Source organism: Streptomyces lomondensis, from assembly GCF_014651035.1.
Lineage (GTDB): Bacteria > Actinomycetota > Actinomycetes > Streptomycetales > Streptomycetaceae > Streptomyces > Streptomyces lomondensis.
In genome coordinates this window covers 514127-533345 of the sequence record NZ_BMWC01000003.1, presented here as the reverse complement: position 1 = coordinate 533345, position 19219 = coordinate 514127, and the positions used below count along the sequence as shown (strand labels likewise).

Below are 19219 nucleotides of genomic sequence, written 5' to 3'. Positions count from 1 at the left end.
GGGCCCCAGGGCCCTTGATGGCCCTAGATGCCGGGCAGTTCCAGATCGATGTCGAAGTCCCTGGCCGGGGCGGTGGCCCCGGTGTTCCGGGAGGTGAGCCGGGCGTGGTGGGCCTTCACCCGCCGTCCGTCCGGGCGATGCCCCATGTCCAGGTCCCGCAAACGGCGCAGGGCGCGCTCGGCGAGGCCGGCCGCCTCCTCGGTCCGGCCGGCCGCGGCGAGGGTGGCCGCGAGGGAGTTCTCCGCGGCGGACACCCAGGCGTGGCTGTCGCCGAGCCGGTCCGCCAGGAGGTTCAGCGCGGCCCTGCCGGTGGCCTCGGCCTCGTCGAGGGCGCCGGTGGCCCGCAGGTACACCCCGTGCCGGACCCCGGACAGTCCCGAGTAGGGGTGCCAGGCGCCGAGCGTGTTCTCCAGCGCGCGGCCGCAGCGGCGGGCCTCGTGCTCGGCCTCGTCGTGCTTGCCGAGCGCGTGCAGATCGGCCGCCAGGCTGAAGCGGCAGCGCAGGGTGTCCATGTGGTCGGCGCCGAACCGGCCGGTGGACTCGGCGAGCACCCACCGGTCGCGTTCGAGGGCCTTCTCGTAGCCGTAGACCGTCTCGTGGGAGCGGGCGGAGTTGTAGGTGATGCGCCGTTCGCTGACGGCCAGGCCGAGTTCGATGTTGAGCCGGATGCCGGTCGCGACGTCGCCGTGCCGGTGCAGCCACTGCCGCAGCAGGTCCTGGGACTCCGCGTCGCGGCCCACCGCCCGGTAGACCCAGGCGAGCAGGTCGGCGAAGCGCCAGACGGCCGGGTCGTCCTCGCCGCCGGCGGCCTGGCGGTAGCGGAACCGGGCGAGGAGCCGGGCCAGCACCTCGGGGGCCCGCCCGCTCAGGGCCTCCGTGAACGCGAGGTTGTGCTCGGCCTGGAGGGTCGCGCGGTGCTGCGGGCCGAGCAGCAGGGTGAGGCCCTCCAGCACCGGCCGGGCCTGGAACAGCGCGTCGGAGAACCGGCCGAGGGAGCGCAGGACGGCACCGTAGGAGTCGGCGGACAGCAGCGTTCTCGGGTGCAGCGGGCCGAGCAGTCTGCGGTGGCCGCGCAGGGCCTGTTCGGAGAGCCGGCGGGCTTCCTCGTAGGCGCCGTTGAGGCGGTGGGCGCGTGCCGTGAGGTTGAGCAGGCGCAGGTACTCCGGTGACGGGTCGTCACCGTCCGGGCCCCAGGCGGCCTGCGCGCGGTCGGAGATGTCGAGCAGGCGGGCCAGGTCGGCGGTCTCGCCGCGCTGGCTCAGGGCGTTGAGGTGGCGCAGCAGGGAGCGCCGGACGCGGGGGCGGGGGTCCTCCCACAGGCGCAGCGAGTACACCTCGCGGGCCCAGTCGGCGGACAGGCCCCGGTTCTCGTCCGGGGTGAACTCGGCGAGGGTGCCGCGCAGCACCTGCTCGATGTGGGCGCGCTCGGCCGGATCCATGCCGGCGCGGACCGCGTCCCGGACGGCGTGGTGCTGCCCGAGGGGCTGGTCGGTCCGGTCGAAGTCGACCTCCAGGAGCCCGACCCGGGACAGGGCCCACAGGGCGACGCTCACCATGTGCTCGTCGGGCAGCCAGGTGCCGGCCGAGGACCGGCGCTGCGGCACTCCGCCGGGGTCGGGGGCCGCGGTGTCGTCACGGGCCAGCTCGGACAGGATGCGCCGTGAGCGCAGGAGTTCGAGCCCCATGCCCCGTCCGGTGAGCAGGGAGGCCGCGTTCAGCAGCCAGTCGAGGGCGTCGCTGGTGCGGCTCTCGGCGCGCCAGGCGGCGGCGCCCGGGGTGTGCAGCACGGTCTGCCGGGCCACCCGCACCATGACCGCCACCGGCGCGGCGGCGCCCTCCTGTTCGAGCAGGGCCTGCTGGGCGGTCCGGTACTCGGCGAGGAGGTGGGCCACGGCCGCCCGGGCCGCGGCCTGGTCGCCCATGCTGTCGTCGCGCCGGTGCGCCGCGGCGCGCTCGGCGAGGCAGAGGGCGGCGATGCGCAGGGCGAGCGGGACGAAGCCCAGGACCTGCCCGACCCGCTGGGCCTGCTCCTCGTCGATCTCCGGGAGCCGTTCGTCCAGCACGGCCCGGCATTCGGCGGGCGACAGGGGCGGCAGGGAGAAGGCCGCCATGTCCGCCGTGGCCGGGGCGGTGCGGCTGGTGATCAGCACGTGTCCCCGGGCGTGCGGTGTGGGCAGCAGCTCCCGCAGCCCGTCGGGCGTCTCGGCGCCGTCGTAGACGAGCAGCCAGCTGTGCGTGTCGGTGCGGGAGAGGTGGTCGAACAGCTCCGGGGAGGCGCCGTCGCCGGTCGTGACCAGGTCCAGCCGGCCGGCGAGCCGGTTCAGGCCGCGGCGGGCGCGCGGGATCTCCCAGGAGCGCACCCACCACACCACGTCGTAGGCGGAGCCGAAGCGGTGGCACAGTTCCCGGACGGTCTCGCTCTTGCCCCAGCCGCTGGCGGCGTGCACGACCAGCGGGGTGTGGGCCCGCCCGGCCGCGTGCAGTTCCTCCAGGAGGCTGCCGAGGACGTCGTCCCTGCCGACGAAGCCGCTGTAGCGGGGGGCGACGTTGGTGACGGCGGGCAGCCGCGGGAACCGCGCGCCGGGCGTGCCGTCCGCCGGGGGCGGCGCGCCGAGCCCGAGCCCGGAGTAGAGCCGCCGTACGGCCTCCTCCTCGTCGGTCCCGCGCAGGTCGATGAGCTCGTGGTGGGCGGCCCCGGGGTCCGGGAACGGCTCGTCGGCCAGGACAATCCGGACGTCGGGGTGCGACAGCGCGGCGAGCTGGGCCAGCGCGGCGTGGTCCATGTCGGCCGGGGAGAGGAACAGCAGGGCGGTGCCGGGGGCGGGCCGGTCGCCGGAGTAGGCGTCCTGGGCGCGCAGTTCGGTGCGGATGCCGCCGCGCCGGAACTGGTCCTCCAGCCAGGCGGCCCAGGGGGCGTGGCGCTGGGAGTGGACGAGGGTGACCCGGCTGAGCGGTACCGGCCGCCGGTTGCGGAGCCAGTCGGCGAGCCGCTCGTAGTAGGGGCGCAGCCCGGTCACCGAGCCCTCCGGCTCGCTCTCTACGGCGAGTTGCCGGGTGTCGAGGTAGAGCGGGTGGTACGGGATCTCCAGGAAGGCGAGCTCCGAGGTGCGGGAGGTCCGCGAGAGGGGGCCGAACTTGCGGCGGACCCGTTCGCGCGCGCCGCGCAGCCGGTCGTGCGACTCGACGTTGCTCTTCAGGCCGAGGGCCAGCAGCCGCACCGGTCTGTCGGAGCGGCCGCCGCTCATCTGCTCGGCCAGGGCCGCGGCGCCGTCGATGGACCAGGCGGTCATCGCGAAGCAGAGCACCAGCGCGTCGGCCAGGGACCCGAGCCTGCCCTCGGGCGGCGCGCCCGGCGCGTCGGGCAGCGGGGCTTCGACGAGGACGTGGTCGTAGCGCAGGACGTCTTCATCCGAGGCGAGAGCGAGCAGCCCGGCCGCGTCCGGCCGCGCCACCCAGGCGATCCGCCCCGGCACGGCCTCGGGAACTGGCGCGCGAAGCGGTACGCCGGTGACGGGCCCGGGCACGGCATCACCTGCCGATGTGCCGGTGTCGGGCCTGGGCGCTTCTGTGGCGGCCCCTGACACTGCATCACCCGCCGAGGTGCTGGTGGCATTCCCGGGCGCTTCTTCACCCGCCGAGGTGCCGGTGGGGGGCCTGGGCGCTTCCTCACCCGCCGACGTACCGGTGACCGGCCCGGGCGCTTCCTCACCCGCCGACGAGCCGGTGCCGGGCCGATGGGCGGCATCACCCGCCGAGGTGCTGGTCGCGCGCGTGGCCGCCCCCTCACCCCTCGGCGGGCCGGGCGCCGGTTCGCCCGCCGGTGTGGCGTTGGCGCGGCCGTCGACGATCAGGACGCTGCGGTTGCCCGCGGCGAGCAGGTCCGCGACGTTGCGCACGGTCGTGCTGACGCCGAGGTTCTCCGCCGTGGAGCAGAAGAGGGCGAACCGTCCCGAGCGGTCGGCTGTGTGGATGTCGGGCATGGCCACTCCGCTTCGGACGGCAGGTGCTGGACGGTGGGGCACGACAGTCAGGGACGGTCAGTATAGGGCGGGTTGCCCCTGATCAGCCGGTTTCGCACGGAACGGCGGCGTCGGCGCGCGCGGCCGGTCACTGGCTCTCGCTGAACCCGGTGACGAAGGGGTCGCCCGCGGTGCGCCCCGTCCGCAGCCGGCGCAGGGTCTCCCCGAGCACGGAGGGCGGCAGCGCGGCGAGGTCGTCCAGCGGTACGTCGGTGAGGTCCAGCACGACGGACTCCAGGGTGGCCTCGCCCTGCCCGGTACCCGCTTCCTCGAGCTCTGCCATGGCCCATCCTCCGCGGTTTCGCATGGAACGGCGGCGTCGGCGCGCGTGCCCAGTGTTGACGTCCCCACGGGGCGGCCCACGAAACCGGCTACTTTCGGGCGGCGGCCCCCCGGGACGACGGATTCTCGATGTTGACGGTCTGTCACCGCCGCCGAATACTGAGCCAAATGGCGTGGGCCGGCCGGGCGGGCACCGGGCCGGTCGGCATGCGAACCGGGGGGTACGTATGAATCGACTGCGCCATGCGGAGCCGCCGTGGCCGGTCGCAGCCGACGTCGTGGCGAGGGAGGCGGCCGGCTGGGTGCCCGCGCCGTTCCACTCCTTCGTGCTGAAGGTGCACAGCCGCTGCGACCTCGCCTGCCAGTACTGCTACATGTACCGCTCGCACGACCGGAGTTGGCGCGAGCAGCCCCGCACCATGCCGCCGGACACGCTCGACCGCACGGCCGAGCGCATCGCCGAGCACCTGGCGGCGCACGGGATCCGCGAGGCCGGGGTGGTCCTGCACGGAGGCGAGCCCCTGCTCGCCGGCGAGACCGCGCTCGGCCGCGCCGCCTCGGTCCTGCGCGCCGCGGCCGGCCCCGGTGTACGGCTGCATCTGACGCTCCAGACCAACGGCGTACGGCTGACCGAGCGCTGGCTCGACCTGTGCGCCGCGCACGGCATCCGCGTCTCGGTCAGCCTGGACGGCGACCGCGCGGCCCACGACCGGCACCGCCGCGGCGCCGACGGACGCGGCAGCCACGCCCGGGTCGCCGCCGCCGTGCACCGGCTGGCCGAGGGACCCCACCGTGAGCTGTTCGCGGGCCTGTTGTGCACGATCGACCTGCGCAACGACCCGGTGCGCTGCTACGAGCACCTGCTGACGTACCGCCCGCCCGCGGTGGACTTCCTGCTGCCGCAGGGCAACTGGCACACTCCCCCGCCGGGACTGCGCCCCGGCCTGCCGGGCACGCCGTACGCGGACTGGCTGTGGCGGGTGTTCGAGCGGTGGTACGGCGCGCGGCGGCGGGAGACCCGGGTGCGGCTGCTCGAGGACCTGATGACGCTGCTGCTCGGCGGCTCCCCGGAGACGGAGGCGCTGGGCCTGGCGCCGGTGCGGTACGCCGTGGTGGAGACGGACGGTTCGCTCGCGCAGGACGACACGCTGCGCACCGCCTACCCCGGCGGCCCGAGGACCGGGCTGCACGTACGGGACGACTCGTTCGACGCGCTGCTGCGCCACCCGGGCGTCGCGGCCCGCCAGTGGGGCGTCGACGGCCTGTCCGCGCAGTGCCGCGCCTGCCGGCTGCGGCGGGTGTGCGGGGGCGGCCACTACGCCAACCGCTACCGGCCGGCCACCGGGTTCGCCAACCCCAGTGTGTACTGCGCCGATCTGGCCGCTCTGATCACGCGGGTCAGGGAGCGGCTGGCCGGCGACCTGGACCGGCTGCGCAGCGCCCCGGCGGAAGCGGCATGAGGCCCGTGCCGCTCCGTATGCCCGGCAGGCTCTTCACCGCGCTCGCGACGGGCGGGGGCGGGGCCGAGGCCCTGGACCTGCTCGCCCGCGCCGAGTACAGCCGCCGCCTGGCCTGCGCCCACGCGGTCACGGAGGCGGCGCGTGACATCGGCGGTGGCGTGGCCGACGCGGCCGGGCAGGCCTGGGAGCTGCTCGCGGCCGCCCACCGGGCCGATCCCCGGGCGGTGTCGGCGGTTCTCACGCATCCGTCGACGGGCACCGCGCTGTTCGGCCTGCTGGCCCGCCTGGACCGCGTCGCCGAGGGCGGTCCCGGGACCGGACCGGCGGGTGAGGTACCGGTCCACTGGTTCAGCGCCCTGGCCGCGGCCGCCGCGGTCCGCGCGGGCGTGTCCGTACGGGTGCGGTGGCCCCTGACGACGGACCGGGTCTTCCTGCCCTCGCTCGGCGGAGCCCGCTTCCCCGGTGCGCGCCCGGGCGATGTGGCCGAGGTGTCGGTCGACGCCGCCGGGGAGGCCCTGATCGGGGTGACGGGACGGCGTTCGGTGCCCGGCCCGGTCGCGGTGCCGGACTCCCGCACCGGCTCGGCGGGACGGTGGCAGGCGGCGCACTGCCTCACGCTGCTGGACACGGGTGCGCCCCTGCTCCTGGACGACGTGGACCCGCTGCGCTTCCCGGGCGTGCCGGAACGGCCGCTGGGGCTGACAGCGGACGAACTGCGCTGGTGGGAGATCATGGTCGAGGAGGCCTGCGGGCTGCTCCGCGCCGACCACCCGGAGACCTACGCCGAACTCGCAGCCGGGCCGCGCACGTTGGTGCCGCTGGGCCGCACGGGCAGCTTCAGCGGCAGCAGCGCGGAGGCGTTCGGCTCCATGGCGCTGTCCCCGCCGCGCACCGGGCGGGGCCTCGCCCTCTCCCTCGCCCACGAGTTGCAGCACAGCAAGTTCGCCGCCGTCCTGCACCTGTTCGACCTCTTCGAGCCCGGCGGCGAGGAGCGCTACTACGCGCCGTGGCGCCCCGACCCCCGGCCCCTGCTCGGCCTGTTCCACGGGGCGTACGCGCACCTGGGGGTGGCGGAGTTCTGGAACCGCCGCCGAGCCGTCGAACAGGATCCGGAGGAACTCGCCCGGGCCCAGGCCCAGTTCGTCCGCTGGCGCACGGGCGCCCGGGAGGCCACGGAGGTCCTGCTGTCCTCCGGCCGCCTCACGCCCCTCGGGCAGCGCTTCGCGGAGACGATGCTGACCACGCTCGACGGCCTGTGCCGCCTCCCGGTACCCGCCGACGCCCGCCGCCGGGGCCTGGCCCTGGCGGCCGAGCACCGGGCGGAGTGGGTGCGCAGGAACGGCGTGCCGGAGGCACTGCTGATCTGACGGACCGCGAGGAAGAGCAGGGGCGCATTCGGTCGGCCGCGCATCCGGAAGGTGTGCACGGGGTCTGGGCCAGTGACTCCAAGCGGGGCTAGCGTGCCCTGCATGTCACTCATAATCGACATATTCGCACCGGCGCTCGTCATCGTCGCCATCGCCGGGTCCGTGACTGCCGCTGCTTGGCTGACGAGACGTTGGCCATAGTGCGCCCCGCCGTCCGACTTGCTGAGCCGTGAGAGGTACGTCCCCGAAATGACCGAGGGCCCCGTCCCACCGAAGTGAGACAAGGCCCTGACCTGGGAAGACTTCCCAGGCTCACCGTCGGGACGACAGGATTTGAACCTGCGACCCCTTGACCCCCAGTCAAGTGCGCTACCAAGCTGCGCCACGTCCCGATGCGCCTCGCGCGGGTGAAACCGCGTGATCGCGCAGGTCAACCCTACCGCATAGGGAGAGGGGACTCGGTTTCGCTGCCCTGGGGGCGGGGGGTGCGCAGCGGGTACGGGCCGGGCACCGGCTCGCCGGGCTCCGGGAATTCGTCCCGGGGTCCGCGCCGGCGGCCGATCTGCGCCCCGGTCCAGCCGGCGAGGCTCACCGTCGAGACGGCGACGGCGAGGACGGCCCACCAGGGGAGTTCCGCCTTGGTCGCGTGTCCGGCGCAGGCCGCGACGGCCAGGAGCGCCGTGACGGCACCTCCGGTCAGTCCGGCTCGCCGGGTGGGTCGGTGCGTCTCGTCCACCTGCTGCTCCCCCTTCACCTGCGCGCTCGTACACCCGGACATCTCAACGCCTGGGCATATGCCGCAAACAATACGCGAGTCGGCGGGAACTCCCGACCAGGGCATAGGGGTTGAGACGGAGCGAGACGGACATCGGGCGGCCCAACTCAGCCGGCGGCGGTGTCGGGTGGCGGCCCCGTCGTCCCCCGGATCTCCAGCGTCGGCGCGGCCAGATGGAGCCGCCCCTCGCCCCCGGGCCGCTCGAAGCGGTCGAGGAGGAAGCGGGCGGCGCGGCGGCCGACCTCGTGGCCGGCATTGTCGACGGTGGTGAGCCACAGATGGCGCAGCCGGGAGACGCTCGTGTTGTCGTAGCCGACGACGGACACGTCGTGCGGGACGCGCAGACCGAGTTCCTCCGCCGCCGACAGGGCGCCGACGCAGGTGATGTCGTTGACGGCGAAGACGGCGGTGGGGCGGTCGGGGCGGCTCAGGAGGCGGACCGTCGCGCGGTAGCCGCCCTCCTCGGTCATGTCGCCGGTCTCGACGACGGCCCGGTCCGCGAGGCCGTGCGTCCGCATCGTCGCCTCGAAGCTGCGGCGGCGCAGGTCGCCGACGGCTCCGTAGCCGGCCAGGTGCGCGATGCGGCGGTGGCCGAGGCCGATGAGGTGCTCGGTGACCAGCCGGGCGCCCTGCTCGTCGTCGCCCGCGACCTGGTCCACGCCGGGCGGCACCGGCTCGCGGGCACCGGCCAGGACGACCGGTATCCGCTCGGCGACCGCGCCGAGGGCCGCCGGGTCGGGCAGGGTGCCGACGACGACCAGGCCGTCGACGCGCAGGTCCAGCAGCGGGTCGGCCGGGTCCTGGCCGGTGCGGCGGTTGAGGCGGGCGTCGGCGAGCAGCATGTGCAGGCCGCCCGCGTGCAGGAGGGAGTTCAGGCCGTCGAGGAGGTCGACGAACCAGGGGTTGCGCAGGTCGTTCAGGAGGACGCCGACGGTGCGTGTGCGCTGCTCGCTGAGGCTGCGCGCGGCGGCGTTGGGCCGGTAGCCGAGTTCCCGGGCGGCCCGCAGCACGGCGTCCCGCTTCTCGGGGCGCACCTGGTCGGAGCCGCGCAGCACCAGGGAGACCAGCGACTTGGAGACGCCGGCCCGTTCGGCGACGTCTCGGATGGTCGGCGGTCTCATGGGATGGACCGTTCCACGGAGGGCTCCGGCTTGTCAAAGGGTTGACACCAGCGGAAAGCACGTCCCAGGGTGGCCTGGACAGGTTCTGGAACGGTCCAAAGAGGGGCTCTCATGGTGGACACGCTCGGCGTCGCCGTCGTCGGATTCGGCTGGATGGGGCGGGTGCACACCCAGGCCTACGCGCGCGTGCGGCACCACTATCCGCGGCTGCCCCTCGTTCCGGAACTGGTGACGGTCGCCGAGGAGGTGCCGGGCCGGGCGGAAGAAGCCGCCGCGCAGTTCGGGTTCGCCTCCACCACCCGTGACTGGCGCGAGGTGGCCGCCGACCCGCGGGTGAAGGCGGTCAGCATCACCGCGCCGAACTTCCTGCACCGCGAGATCGGCGTCGCCATGGCCGAGGCGGGCAAGCACATCTGGATCGAGAAGCCGGTGGGACTGACCGCCGAGGACGCCCGCGCCGTGGCGGACGCGGTGGCCGAGGCAGGCGTGCAGGGCACCGTCGGCTTCAACTACCGCAACGCGCCGGCCGTCGAGGCGGCCCGCGAGCTGATCGCCTCCGGGGAGATCGGCACGGTCACGCATGTCCGGATCCGGCTCTTCAGCGACTACGCGGCCCATCCCGAGGGCGCGCTGACCTGGCGGTACGAGCGGGAGCGCGGGGGCAGCGGAGTACTCGGCGATCTGGCGTCGCACGGCGCGGATCTGGCCCGGTTCCTGCTCGGTGACATCGCGTCCCTCACGGCCGACGCGGCGATCTTCCTCCCGGAGCGGGCCCGTCCCACCGGCGCGACGGCGGGCCACAGCCGCGCCTCGGGCGGTGAACTCGGCCCGGTCGAGAACGAGGACTACGTCAGCTGCCTGCTGCGCTTCGCCTCCGGGGCGCGCGGTGTCCTGGAGGCCTGCCGGGTCTCGGTCGGCGAGCAGAACAACTACGGCTTCGAGGTGCACGGCACGAAGGGAGCCGTGTTCTGGGACTTCCGCCGCATGAACGAGCTGGGGATCAGCCGCGGTACGACCTACCAGGACCAGTCCGTCAGCACGGTGTACGTCGGCCCGGGCCACGGCGAGTTCGCCGCGTTCCAGCCGGGCGCGGCGAACGCCATGGGGTACGACGACCTGAAGGTCATCGAGGCGTACCGCTTCCTGCGCTCCGTCGCCGAGGGCACCCCGCACGGAGCGACCCTCACGGACGCCGTGCACAGCGCCGCCGCCCTGGACGCGATGAGCCGGTCGGTGCGCAGCGGTGCCTGGGTGACCGTGTAGGCACCGCCCGGAGGTGTCCTCAGGACCACCACGGATCCGGCCCCCAGGCCCAGGGACGGCGAGCCCCGCAGGCGGCAGGCTTCTCGGTACCGGCGAATCCGCCGGACCCAGCCTCACCGACCTCTCGGGGGACTCCCATGTCCGAAGCCTTCTTCCGGCGTCTGACCGGCCTGGCGGGCCTCACCGCCGCGGCCGCCCTGATCATCGGAGTGCCGCTCTACTTCGTCTACTCGGGCCCGCCGCCGGACTCCAACGTCCTGGCCAGGCTGCTGTTCCAGATCGTCGCGCTCACGTCCCTGGTGGTGTTCGTGACGGCGTTCCGCGAACTGGTCAGGCGGGTCAGCCCCGCGTACGACTGGGCCGGCTTCCTGGCCTTCGCCACCGGGCTGGTGTACGCGACGATCGTCCTGGTCTCCAGCGGCCTGGAGGCCGGCGAGGTCATCGCCAGCGACCGCGTGATCGATCCGACCATCGAGGTCAGCGGTACGTACATCCTCTACGGGTCGATCTCCCGGCTGATGCTGGCGCTCTTCCTGACCGCGCTCGGCTACGTCGTCACCCGCACGCGGCTGCTGCCGCGCTGGACCGGCCGGTCGGCGTACGTCCTGGCGGCGGTCAACCTGGCGTTCGTGCCGTCGCTGTTCTTCGGCAACGACCCCGCCGACTTCTACGCCGCGAACGGCTGGGGCACGACGGCCTCGATGGGCGCCCTCCTCAGCTACTGGCTGCTGGCCTTCGGCGTCTCGGCGTACCGGAGCGCCGGGCGCCCGGCCCTGTCCCGCTGAGCACCTGTCCGCGCGGGCGACGGTCACCCGGCCGTCGCCTGCGGCGGCATGTTGTACGGCGTCACCACCTGGATCGCCGAGGGCAGGATCGGCCCCGCCGGCGGCAGGGCGCCATGGGCGCGCATCACGGTGTGGCAGGCCTCGCGCACGTCCTGGCGGAGGTCGTGGTGGAGCACGGCGGACAGGCGGTGCTCGCGCAGCAGCCGGGTGTTGTCGTGGTCGAGGTCGTGCGCGACGAACACCGCGCACTCGCGGCCGAGGTCGTCGAAGGCCTGCAGCGTGGCGATGTTGCCGCCGCCGATCGAGTACACCGCGCGGATGTCCGGGTCGCGTTCCAGCGCGGCCCGGACCAGGTCGTACTGGGTGGCGTCCAGGCCCTGCCCCTCGGCGATCTCGACCAGCGTGCGCTCCGGGTGCCGGGCGCGCATGACGCCCCGGAAGCCCATCTCGCGCTCCTCCTCGTTGCGGAAGAAGCCGCTGCTGAGGCTGGTCAGGATGTTGCCCGGGCGGTCGCCGAGCCACTGGCCCATCAGGTACGCGGCCGTCGCCCCCGCCGCCCGGTCGTCGATGCCGACGTAGGCCAGGCGGGCGCTGGCGGGCAGGTCGGTCACCAGGGTCACGACCGGGATGCCGGCGGCTTCGAGACGGCCGACGGCGGCGGTGACCTCGGGGACGTCCGGGGCCTTGAGGATCACGCCCTGCGAGCCGCGCCGGGCGATCCGGTCCAGGGTCCGCACCAGCTCCCCGACCGGGCCGGTCTCGCGGAAGTGGAAGCGGGAGCGCAGCACCGCCGGGTGCAGGGCCGGCAGCTCGGCCTCCAGGGCGGCCCGGATCGCGGTCGTGAAGCGCTCCGGCGCCTGCATCACGATGTCGACCATGAACGTCCGGCCCACGAGCCGGACCTGGGTGCGCTGCCGGTCCAGGTCGGCGATGGCCTGATGGACCTCCCGTGCGGTGCTCTCGCGCACGCCTCCCCTGCCGTTCAGGACGCGGTCGACGGTCGCCTCGCTCAGGCCCGCCTGACGTGCGATCTCCCGGATCGGGAAGGGATGGCCCATGCGCCGGCTCCTTGAGGGGTTTTTGATGGCTCGCTGCTGGTTGTTCGAGGGGTTTGTACTGACAAGAATGACAGGGCTGCGTCGCTCGTGATCCCCGAAGGGACGACGATGTCCTTCACTTCCGTATCCCACCGTGCCTGGCTGTCCGAGCACGACTGCGACCTCGACGCGTTCCGCGCGCTGGTCGAGCAGGCGACGGACCCCGCCGACTATCCGCACGCCTCCGCCGTCGAGCGGAACGTGCCGGTCTACGACGCCGGCCTGCTCGAAGGCGACCGCCTGGTCCAGGCCGAGCTGGTGCGGGCTCTCGCCGACGGGCCCGGCATCGTCGTCTTCCGCGGCGCCTTTCCCGACCCGGACGTCGTGGACCGGGCCACCGCCGTGTTCGAGGCCCTGATCGCCGAGCAGCGCGCCTCGGGCGCGACGGCCGGTGACCACTTCGCCGCGCCGGGCGCCAACGACCGGGTGTGGAACGCGCTGGAGAAGACGGCCCTGTACGACGCGGAGGTGTTCGCCGACTACTACGCCAACGAGGTGCTCGCGCTGGTCTCCACGGCCTGGCTGGGCCCCGGCTACCAGGTCACCTCCCAGCTCAACGTGGTCAACCCGGGCGGTGCCGCCCAGACCGCGCACCGCGACTACCACCTGGGCTTCCTGTCGAACGAGACGGCCGCCGCCTACCCGGCGCACGTGCACCGCCTCTCCCCCGTGCTGACCCTCCAGGGCGCGGTCGCGCACTGCGACATGCCCGTGGAGTCCGGGCCGACGATGTACCTGCCGCACTCGCAGAAGTTCGAGCCGGGCTATCTCGCCTGGCGGCTCCCGGAGTTCCGGGCGTACTTCGAGGCGCACCAGGTGCAGCTGCCGCTCGCCAAGGGCGACGCGGTCTTCTTCAACCCGGCCCTCTTCCACGCCGCCGGCACCAACCGCTCGGCGGACATCCGGCGCATGGCCAACCTGCTCCAAGTGTCGTCCGCGTTCGGGCGGGCGATGGAGACGGTGGACCGGGAGGCCGTCGCCAATGCCGTCTACCCGGTGCTGCTCAAGCGCCAGGCCGAGGGCGCCGACCAGGCGTGGCTGGACCGCGTGATCGCGGCGAGCGCCGAGGGCTACCCCTTCCCCACCAACCTCGACAGCGACCCACCGGTCGACGGCCTGGCCCCGCCCTCGCAGGCGGATCTCGTACGGCGGGCGCTGCGCGAGGAGTGGGCGCCGGAGGCGCTCCGGGCGGAGCTGCGGGCCGGTACCGAACGGCGAGAGAGCTGAGGACATCGATGGGACTTCTCGACGACAAGGTCGTCCTGGTCAACGGCGGCAGCCAGGGGGTCGGTGCCGCGATCGCGCGGGCGGCGGTCCGCGAGGGGGCGGTCGTGGCCGTCACCGGGCGGCGCGCCGAGCCCGGCGAGGCGCTGGTGGCGGAGCTGACGGCGGCGGGCGGCAAGGCCCTGTTCGTACGGGCCGACCTGTCGGACGCGGAGCAGGCGAAGGCCTCCGTGGCCCGGGTCGTGGAGACCTACGGCCGGGTCGACTGCCTGGTGAACTCCGCGGGGCTGACGTCCCGGGGCACGCTGCTGGACACCACGCCCGAGTTGTTCGACCAGCACATCGCGATCAACCTCAAGGCGCCGTTCTTCGCGATGCAGGCCGCTGTCGCGGACATGGTCGCGCGCGAGGCGCCCGGCACGGTCGTCAACATCATCACGTCGTCGGCGCACGGGGGGCAGCCCTTTCTGGCGCCGTACGTCGCCGCGAAGGCGGGCCTGGTCGGCCTGACTCGTAACGCCGCGCATGCGCATCGGTGGGACCGGGTGCGGATCAACGGGCTGAACATCGGGTGGACGGCGACGGAGGGGGAGGACGCGACGCAGAAGGCGTTCCACGGGGCCGGGGACGGCTGGCGTGAGGAGGCTGCGGCGAAGTTGCCCATGGGCAAGTTGGGGCAGCCGGATGAGATCGCCGACTTTGTGGTCTTTCTGCTGTCGGATCGGTCCGGGGTGGTCACCGGGTCGGTTATTGATTGGGATCAGAACGTGTTGGGCGGTCTCGACTAAGGATTTGCCGCGCTTTGTCGTTGGTCGTGTGCGGCGGCGTTGTGGCTGGTCGCGCAGTTCCCCGCGCCCCTGAAGAAGGGCGATGCACCACCCCCCGTTTACATCTAGGAGCAATATCTATGCGTATCGGAATTCTCGGGCTCGGCCGTATCGGTGCTTTTCATGCCGAGACCCTGTCCGGGCTCGACGCCGTCGAGTCGCTCGTCGTCACCGACCCGTTCGCGGACGCCGCCAAGGCCGCCGCCGAGCGGTTCGGGGCCGAGGTCGTGGACTCGCCGGAGGCCCTGCTGGCCGCCGGTGTGGACGGGATCGTCGTCGCGGCCGCGACGGACGCCCACCCCGCGCTGATCCTGGCCGGTGTCGAGGCCGGTGTTCCGGTCTTCTGCGAGAAGCCCGTGGCCAGGACCATGGCCGAGGGCGTCGAGGTGCTCAAGACGGTCCGCGGCAGGGACGTGCCGATCCAGATCGGGTACAACCGCCGCTTCGACGCCGGGTTCGTCGCCGCCCGTGCCGCCGTGCAGAGCGGCGAGCTCGGCAAGCTGCACACCGTCCGGTCGACCACGCTGGACCCGGCGCCGCCGCCGGCCGCGTACATCGCCGCCTCGGGCGGCATCTTCCGCGACTGCTCGGTGCACGACTTCGACATCATCCGCTGGGTGACCGGGCGCGAGGTGACCGAGGTGTACGCCGTGGGCGGCAACCGCGGCGCCGAGTACATCAAGGAGGCCGGCGACGCCGACACCACCGGCGCGATCCTCACCCTGGACGACGGCACCATCGCGGTGGTCTCCAACTCCCGCCACAACGCCCGGGGTCACGACGTGCGCATGGAGATCCACGGCTTCCAGGACTCCATCGCCGTCGGCCTGGAGGACAAGCTGCCGCTGCGCTCGGTCGAGCCGGGCGTGACCTTCCCGGCGGGCACCCCGCACGACTTCTTCATGGACCGCTTCACCGAGGCCTACCGCGCCGAACTCACCGCGTTCACCGAGGTCGTCGCCGGCACCCGCCCCTCCCCCTGCACGATCGAGGACGCCCTGGAGGCGGGCTGGATCGCCGACGCGTGCACCCTGTCGCTGCACGAGCACCGCCCCGTGACCATCGAGGAGGTACGGCAGGCATGAGCGAGAAGGGCCGGGAACCCCTGCGCATAGGTGTGCTGGGAGCCGCGCGGATCACCGAACGCTCCCTGGTCGACCCGGCCCGGGCGACCGGCCACCGCCTCGTCGCGGTGGCCGCCCGCGACCGTGCCCGGGCGGAGGCGTTCGCCGCCGAGCACGGTGTCGAGCGGGTGGCGGGCTCGTACGCCGAGCTGGTGGCCGATCCGGAGATCGACGTCGTCTACAACCCGCTCGCCAACGGCCTGCACGGCCCGTGGAACCTGGCCGCCCTCGCGGCCGGCAAGCACGTGCTGTCGGAGAAGCCGTCCGCGAGCAACGCCCAGGAGGCGGCGGAGGTACGGCAGGCCGCCGAGAAGGCGGGGACGGTCTTCATGGAGGCCTTCCACTACCTTTTCCACCCGGTCACCCGCCGCCTGCACGAGCTGCTGGCCTCGGGAGAGCTGGGCGAACTGCGGCACGCCGAGGCGATGGTCGCCATCGCCGCGCCGCCGGACACCGACCCGCGCTGGTCGCTGCCGTTGGCCGGCGGCGCCCTGATGGACCTGGGCTGCTACAGCCTGCACGCGCTGCGCGTGCTCGCCCCCTGGGCGGGCGGGGCGCCACGCCTGGCCGGAGCCCGGGGCGGGGAGCGCGCGGGCGCGCCCGGGGTCGACGAGTGGCTGGACGCCGCCCTGGAGTTCCCCGGCGGCGCGACGGGCTCGGCCCGCTGCCACATGGCGTACGACGGGCTGGACATGAGCATCCGGATCGTCGGCTCCCGGGGCGAGGCAACCGCCCCGAACTTCGTGCTGCCCCAGATGGACGACCGGATCGTGGTCCGCACCCCGGAGGGCGAGCGCACGGAGCGGCTGGGCACGCGCTCGTCGTACACGTACCAGCTGGAGGCGTTCGCCGCCCGGGTGCGGGACGGCGCGCCGGTTCCGCTGGACGCGGACGACGCGGTGACGACGATGGAGCTGATCGACGCGTGCTACCGCGAGGCCGGGTTCGAGGTCCGGCCCCGCACCAGGGTCTGACGCACGCGAGGGAGAGGGCCCGGGGTGTCCCCCGGGCCCTTCTCACGCGTACAGCGCCGGTTTCTCCACCAGTTCGATCTCCACCCGGCCGCCGTCCTCCAGGGCCCGGACGCCCGCCTCGCAGACCGCCGCCGCGGCGTAGCCGTCCCAGACGCTCGGGCCGGTGACCTCGCCGCGGCGGGTGGCGTCGACCCAGGCCTGGATCTCCTGGTCGTAGGCCGTCTCGAAGCGCTCGGTGAAGTCCTGGGCGATGGTGCCGCCCCAGCGGCCGGCCATATGGGTGACCAGGGCGTGGCCGTCGCCGATGCGGGCGGTGCCGCGTTCGCAGACGACCTCGGCCTGGACCTGGTAGCCGAATCCGCAGTTGACGAAGATCTCCACGTCGGAGAGGGCGCCGCCGTCGGTCTCGAAGACGACGAACTGCGGGTCGCGCAGGCCGTCGGGGGCGTTGGCGGACGGGGTCGGGCGCAGCACCGTGACGGCCGTGATCTCGTGGCCCAGCAGCCAGCGGGTCGCGTCGGCCTCGTGGGCGACGGAGTCGCTGATGAGCATGGAGCTGGTGAAGAAGGGCGGGCTGGCCACGTTGCGGTGGCGGTTGTGCACCATCAGCGGGCGGCCGAGCTGGCCGGTGGTGAGCAGGGCCTTCAGCTTCGCGTACTCGGGGTCGTAGCGGCGCATGAAGCCGACCTGGACCCGGCGGTGGCCGAGGCGCAGTTCGGCTTCGAGGACGCGCAGGGCGGAGGCCGCGTCGGGGGTGAGCGGCTTCTCGCACAGGACGGGCAGGTCGCGCTCGAAGGCCGCGAGCAGCGTGGCCTCGTGGGCCGGGCCCGGGGAGGCGATCAGGACGGCGTCGACGTCGGCCGCCGCCATCGCGGCCGCCGGGTCGGTGTACGGGGTGCAGCCGTCGACGCGGGCGGCGACGGCCTTCGCCCGCTCCGCGTCGACATCCACGACGGCGACCACCCGTGCTCCGCTGATGGTTTCATGGATGCGGCGCACATGGTCGGCGCCCATCCTTCCGGTACCGATGACCGCGACTCCGAGAGGGGCGCGCTGCGTCATGGCCGTCCTTTCGGGTCGTCAGGCGCCGCAGGACCTCAGGAACTTGCGGGTGCGCACCGCGATCGGCAGCGGCTTGTCCGGCTCGCAGGGGTACATGTCCTGCTCGACGATGGCGAAGAGGTCCACGCCGAGCTTCTGGGCGGCCGCGAGGACGGGGCCCAACTCCGGGACGCCGGCGGGCGGTTCGCACATCACACCGCGCGCGACGGCCGGGCCGAACGGGATCTCGTTCTTGACGACGTCGGCGAGGATCTCCGGGTCGACCTGCTTGAGGTGCAGATAGCCGATGCGCTCGCCGTACGTCTCGATCAGCTTGACGCTGTCGCCGCCGCAGTAGGCGTAGTGCCCGGTGTCCAGGCAGAGGTTGACGTGGTCGGAGTCGGTCGAGTCGAGGAACCGCTCGACGTGCTCCTCGGTGTCGATGTGGGTGTCCGCGTGCGGGTGCACGACGATGTCCAGGCCGTACCGGTCCTTGACCTCGCGGCCGAGGCGCTCCATGCCCGTGGTGAGGTTGCGCCACTGCTCGGTGCTGAGCTCCGGGGGCTCCAGGATCTCGGCGGTCTTGTCGTCCCGCCAGAAGGAGGGGATGACCACGAGGTGCTTGGCGTTCATGGCCTGGGTGAGGGCGGCGACCCGGCTGACCTGCTCCCAGGTGGAGTCCCACTCTGAGGGGCCGCGGTGCAGTCCGCAGAAGATCGTGCCGGCGGAGACCTTGAGGTTGCGCTTGGTCACCTCGTCGGTGAGGCGCGCCGGGTCGGTGGGCAGGTAGCCGTAGGGGCCGAGTTCTATCCAGGAGTAACCGGCCTCGGCGACCTCGTCGAGGAAGCGTTCCCAGGGCACCTGCTGGGGGTCGTCGGGGAACCAGACGCCCCAGGAGTCGGGGGCGGAGCCGACCCGGATGCGGTCGAGCGCGAGGGCCATGTCAGGACTTTCCTTCCGAGGACGTTGCTACGGGAGCGGTGAGGTCCCCCTCCTCGGGGAGCTCTTCGACGTCGACGCCGCGTACCTGCGCCAACTCGTGCTTGAGGGAGGCCAGTTCGGCACCGCCGGCCATGTGGTTGGTCAGCTCTTCGAGGGAGACGTCGCTGCGGGAGGCGGACAGTTCCATGGTGCCCAGGCGCAGCACGCTGAAGTGGTCGCCGACCATGTAGGCGTGGTGGGGGTTGTGGGTGATGAAGATGACGCCGAGGCCCTTCTCGCGGGCGGCGGCGATGTACTTCAGCACCACGCCGGACTGCTTGACGCCGAGCGCGGCGGTGGGCTCGTCCAGGATCAGCACCCGGGCGCCGAAGTAGACGGCGCGGGCGATGGCGACGCACTGGCGCTGGCCGCCGGAGAGCGTGCCGATGGGCTGCTCCAGGTCGTCGAGGACGATGCCCATCTCACGCAGTTCGTGATCGGCTGTCTTCTTCATCTGCTCGATGTCGAGACGGCGGAAGGGCCAGGGGCCCTTGGTCATCTCGGAGCCGAGGAAGAAGTTGCGCCACACCGGCATCAGCGGGACGACCGCGAGGTCCTGGTAGACGGTGGCGATGCCCTTGTCGAGCGCCTCGCGCGGGGTGGCGAAGCGCACCGGCTCGCCGTCGACGAGGAACTCGCCCTCGGTGTGCTGGTGCAGCCCCGAGATGATCTTGATGAGGGTGGACTTGCCGGCGCCGTTGTCGCCGAGGACGCAGGTCACCTTGCCCGGGTGGACGGTCAGGTCGACGCCGTGCAGGGCGCGGATGTTGCCGTAGGACTTGCCGGCGCCGCGGAGTTCGACGAGGGGGCGGTCCCCGGCGGGCGGGGTGTCCTTGAGGACGGCACCGTGGGTGCCGGTTGTATTGCTGGTCATCGCGG

General features: G+C 73.3%; 16 protein-coding genes and 1 tRNA gene. 8 read left to right on the top strand and 9 right to left on the bottom strand.

The features are described from left to right. Positions 1 to 23: 23 nt before the first annotated feature. A complete protein-coding gene (gene fxsT / locus IE255_RS13870; protein ID WP_229906387.1) occupies positions 24 to 3980 on the bottom strand; it encodes an FxSxx-COOH system tetratricopeptide repeat protein in 3957 nt (1318 codons plus the stop codon). Between the two features lie 127 nt (positions 3981 to 4107). Continuing rightward, complete coding sequence (fxsA, locus tag IE255_RS13865) at positions 4108 to 4302, bottom strand: FxSxx-COOH cyclophane-containing RiPP peptide (protein ID WP_031112905.1); 195 nt, start codon at positions 4300 to 4302, stop codon at positions 4108 to 4110. A gap of 226 nt (positions 4303 to 4528) precedes the next feature. On the opposite strand from fxsA, the gene IE255_RS13860 reads away from it, so the two are divergent. Then, positions 4529 to 5761 (top strand): FxsB family cyclophane-forming radical SAM/SPASM peptide maturase, encoded by a 1233-nt coding sequence (locus IE255_RS13860; protein WP_190050530.1) that lies wholly within the window; start codon positions 4529 to 4531, stop codon positions 5759 to 5761. After that, positions 5758 to 7128 (top strand): HEXXH motif domain-containing protein, encoded by a 1371-nt coding sequence (locus IE255_RS13855; RefSeq protein WP_190050529.1) that lies wholly within the window; start codon positions 5758 to 5760, stop codon positions 7126 to 7128. The genes IE255_RS13860 and IE255_RS13855 overlap by 4 nt, the downstream gene beginning before the upstream one ends. 318 nt (positions 7129 to 7446) lie before the next feature. On the opposite strand, the gene IE255_RS13850 is transcribed toward IE255_RS13855, so the two are convergent. The 3 genes from IE255_RS13850 to IE255_RS13840 all read right to left on the bottom strand — a co-directional run bounded on the left by IE255_RS13850 (position 7447) and on the right by IE255_RS13840 (position 9024). Further along, a tRNA-Pro gene (locus IE255_RS13850) sits at positions 7447 to 7520 on the bottom strand. Between the two features lie 44 nt (positions 7521 to 7564). Continuing rightward, the gene (locus IE255_RS13845; RefSeq protein ID WP_190050528.1) at positions 7565 to 7864 is read right to left on the bottom strand and encodes a hypothetical protein; all 300 of its coding nucleotides are present in this window, start codon (positions 7862 to 7864) and stop codon (positions 7565 to 7567) included. Positions 7865 to 8010: 146 nt separating this feature from the next. Further along, positions 8011 to 9024, bottom strand: coding sequence for a LacI family DNA-binding transcriptional regulator (locus tag IE255_RS13840; protein ID WP_190050527.1), 1014 nt, complete (start codon positions 9022 to 9024; stop codon positions 8011 to 8013). Between the two features lie 111 nt (positions 9025 to 9135). Between IE255_RS13840 and IE255_RS13835 the strand changes: the two genes are divergently transcribed. Next, positions 9136 to 10287: a Gfo/Idh/MocA family protein gene (locus tag IE255_RS13835; protein ID WP_190050526.1), complete on the top strand. Its 1152-nt coding sequence runs from the start codon at positions 9136 to 9138 to the stop codon at positions 10285 to 10287. Positions 10288 to 10424: 137 nt separating this feature from the next. Further along, a complete protein-coding gene (locus tag IE255_RS13830) occupies positions 10425 to 11072 on the top strand; it encodes a hypothetical protein (RefSeq protein ID WP_190050525.1) in 648 nt (215 codons plus the stop codon). Positions 11073 to 11095: 23 nt separating this feature from the next. Here the strand turns inward: IE255_RS13830 and IE255_RS13825 are convergent, their stop codons facing one another. Then, on the bottom strand, positions 11096 to 12130 hold the full coding sequence (locus IE255_RS13825) for a LacI family DNA-binding transcriptional regulator (RefSeq protein ID WP_190050524.1): 1035 nt from the start codon (positions 12128 to 12130) through the stop codon (positions 11096 to 11098). 108 nt (positions 12131 to 12238) lie between these two features. Between IE255_RS13825 and IE255_RS13820 the strand changes: the two genes are divergently transcribed. The 4 genes from IE255_RS13820 to IE255_RS13805 all read left to right on the top strand — a co-directional run bounded on the left by IE255_RS13820 (position 12239) and on the right by IE255_RS13805 (position 16318). Continuing rightward, the gene (locus IE255_RS13820) at positions 12239 to 13396 is read left to right on the top strand and encodes a phytanoyl-CoA dioxygenase family protein (protein ID WP_190050523.1); all 1158 of its coding nucleotides are present in this window, start codon (positions 12239 to 12241) and stop codon (positions 13394 to 13396) included. An 8-nt stretch (positions 13397 to 13404) separates the two neighbouring features. Then, positions 13405 to 14181 carry an SDR family oxidoreductase gene (locus tag IE255_RS13815; RefSeq protein ID WP_190050522.1) on the top strand — a complete coding sequence of 259 codons (777 nt, stop codon included), beginning with the start codon at positions 13405 to 13407 and terminating at the stop codon, positions 14179 to 14181. A gap of 119 nt (positions 14182 to 14300) precedes the next feature. Beyond that, the gene (locus IE255_RS13810; protein WP_190050521.1) at positions 14301 to 15305 is read left to right on the top strand and encodes a Gfo/Idh/MocA family protein; all 1005 of its coding nucleotides are present in this window, start codon (positions 14301 to 14303) and stop codon (positions 15303 to 15305) included. Continuing rightward, complete coding sequence (locus IE255_RS13805; protein ID WP_190050520.1) at positions 15302 to 16318, top strand: Gfo/Idh/MocA family protein; 1017 nt, start codon at positions 15302 to 15304, stop codon at positions 16316 to 16318. The genes IE255_RS13810 and IE255_RS13805 overlap by 4 nt, the downstream gene beginning before the upstream one ends. Before the next feature lie 42 nt (positions 16319 to 16360). Here IE255_RS13805 and IE255_RS13800 read toward each other — a convergent pair whose 3' ends face one another. From IE255_RS13800 to IE255_RS13790, 3 genes are read right to left on the bottom strand one after another with little or no spacing between them, the layout of a single operon-like run. After that, positions 16361 to 17380 (bottom strand): Gfo/Idh/MocA family protein, encoded by a 1020-nt coding sequence (locus IE255_RS13800; RefSeq protein ID WP_190050519.1) that lies wholly within the window; start codon positions 17378 to 17380, stop codon positions 16361 to 16363. An 18-nt stretch (positions 17381 to 17398) separates the two neighbouring features. Beyond that, positions 17399 to 18301, bottom strand: a complete 903-nt coding sequence (locus IE255_RS13795) for a sugar phosphate isomerase/epimerase family protein (protein WP_190050518.1) — start codon at positions 18299 to 18301, stop codon at positions 17399 to 17401. 1 nt (position 18302) lies between these two features. Then, entirely contained in the window at positions 18303 to 19214 is a 912-nt protein-coding gene (locus IE255_RS13790; protein ID WP_190050517.1) for an ATP-binding cassette domain-containing protein, read from the bottom strand. Positions 19215 to 19219 lie beyond the last annotated feature (5 nt).

Coding starts and splice junctions, on each gene's coding strand:
- fxsA (WP_031112905.1), bottom strand. CDS start 4,302: ATGGCAGAGCTCGAGGAAGCGGGTACCGGGCAGGGCGAGGCCACCCTG.
- IE255_RS13830 (WP_190050525.1), top strand. CDS start 10,425: ATGTCCGAAGCCTTCTTCCGGCGTCTGACCGGCCTGGCGGGCCTCACC.
- IE255_RS13855 (WP_190050529.1), top strand. CDS start 5,758: ATGAGGCCCGTGCCGCTCCGTATGCCCGGCAGGCTCTTCACCGCGCTC.
- IE255_RS13790 (WP_190050517.1), bottom strand. CDS start 19,214: ATGACCAGCAATACAACCGGCACCCACGGTGCCGTCCTCAAGGACACC.
- IE255_RS13810 (WP_190050521.1), top strand. CDS start 14,301: ATGCGTATCGGAATTCTCGGGCTCGGCCGTATCGGTGCTTTTCATGCC.
- IE255_RS13800 (WP_190050519.1), bottom strand. CDS start 17,380: ATGACGCAGCGCGCCCCTCTCGGAGTCGCGGTCATCGGTACCGGAAGG.
- IE255_RS13805 (WP_190050520.1), top strand. CDS start 15,302: ATGAGCGAGAAGGGCCGGGAACCCCTGCGCATAGGTGTGCTGGGAGCC.
- IE255_RS13815 (WP_190050522.1), top strand. CDS start 13,405: ATGGGACTTCTCGACGACAAGGTCGTCCTGGTCAACGGCGGCAGCCAG.
- IE255_RS13860 (WP_190050530.1), top strand. CDS start 4,529: ATGAATCGACTGCGCCATGCGGAGCCGCCGTGGCCGGTCGCAGCCGAC.
- fxsT (WP_229906387.1), bottom strand. CDS start 3,980: ATGCCCGACATCCACACAGCCGACCGCTCGGGACGGTTCGCCCTCTTC.
- IE255_RS13820 (WP_190050523.1), top strand. CDS start 12,239: ATGTCCTTCACTTCCGTATCCCACCGTGCCTGGCTGTCCGAGCACGAC.
- IE255_RS13795 (WP_190050518.1), bottom strand. CDS start 18,301: ATGGCCCTCGCGCTCGACCGCATCCGGGTCGGCTCCGCCCCCGACTCC.
- IE255_RS13835 (WP_190050526.1), top strand. CDS start 9,136: ATGGTGGACACGCTCGGCGTCGCCGTCGTCGGATTCGGCTGGATGGGG.
- IE255_RS13840 (WP_190050527.1), bottom strand. CDS start 9,024: ATGAGACCGCCGACCATCCGAGACGTCGCCGAACGGGCCGGCGTCTCC.
- IE255_RS13825 (WP_190050524.1), bottom strand. CDS start 12,130: ATGGGCCATCCCTTCCCGATCCGGGAGATCGCACGTCAGGCGGGCCTG.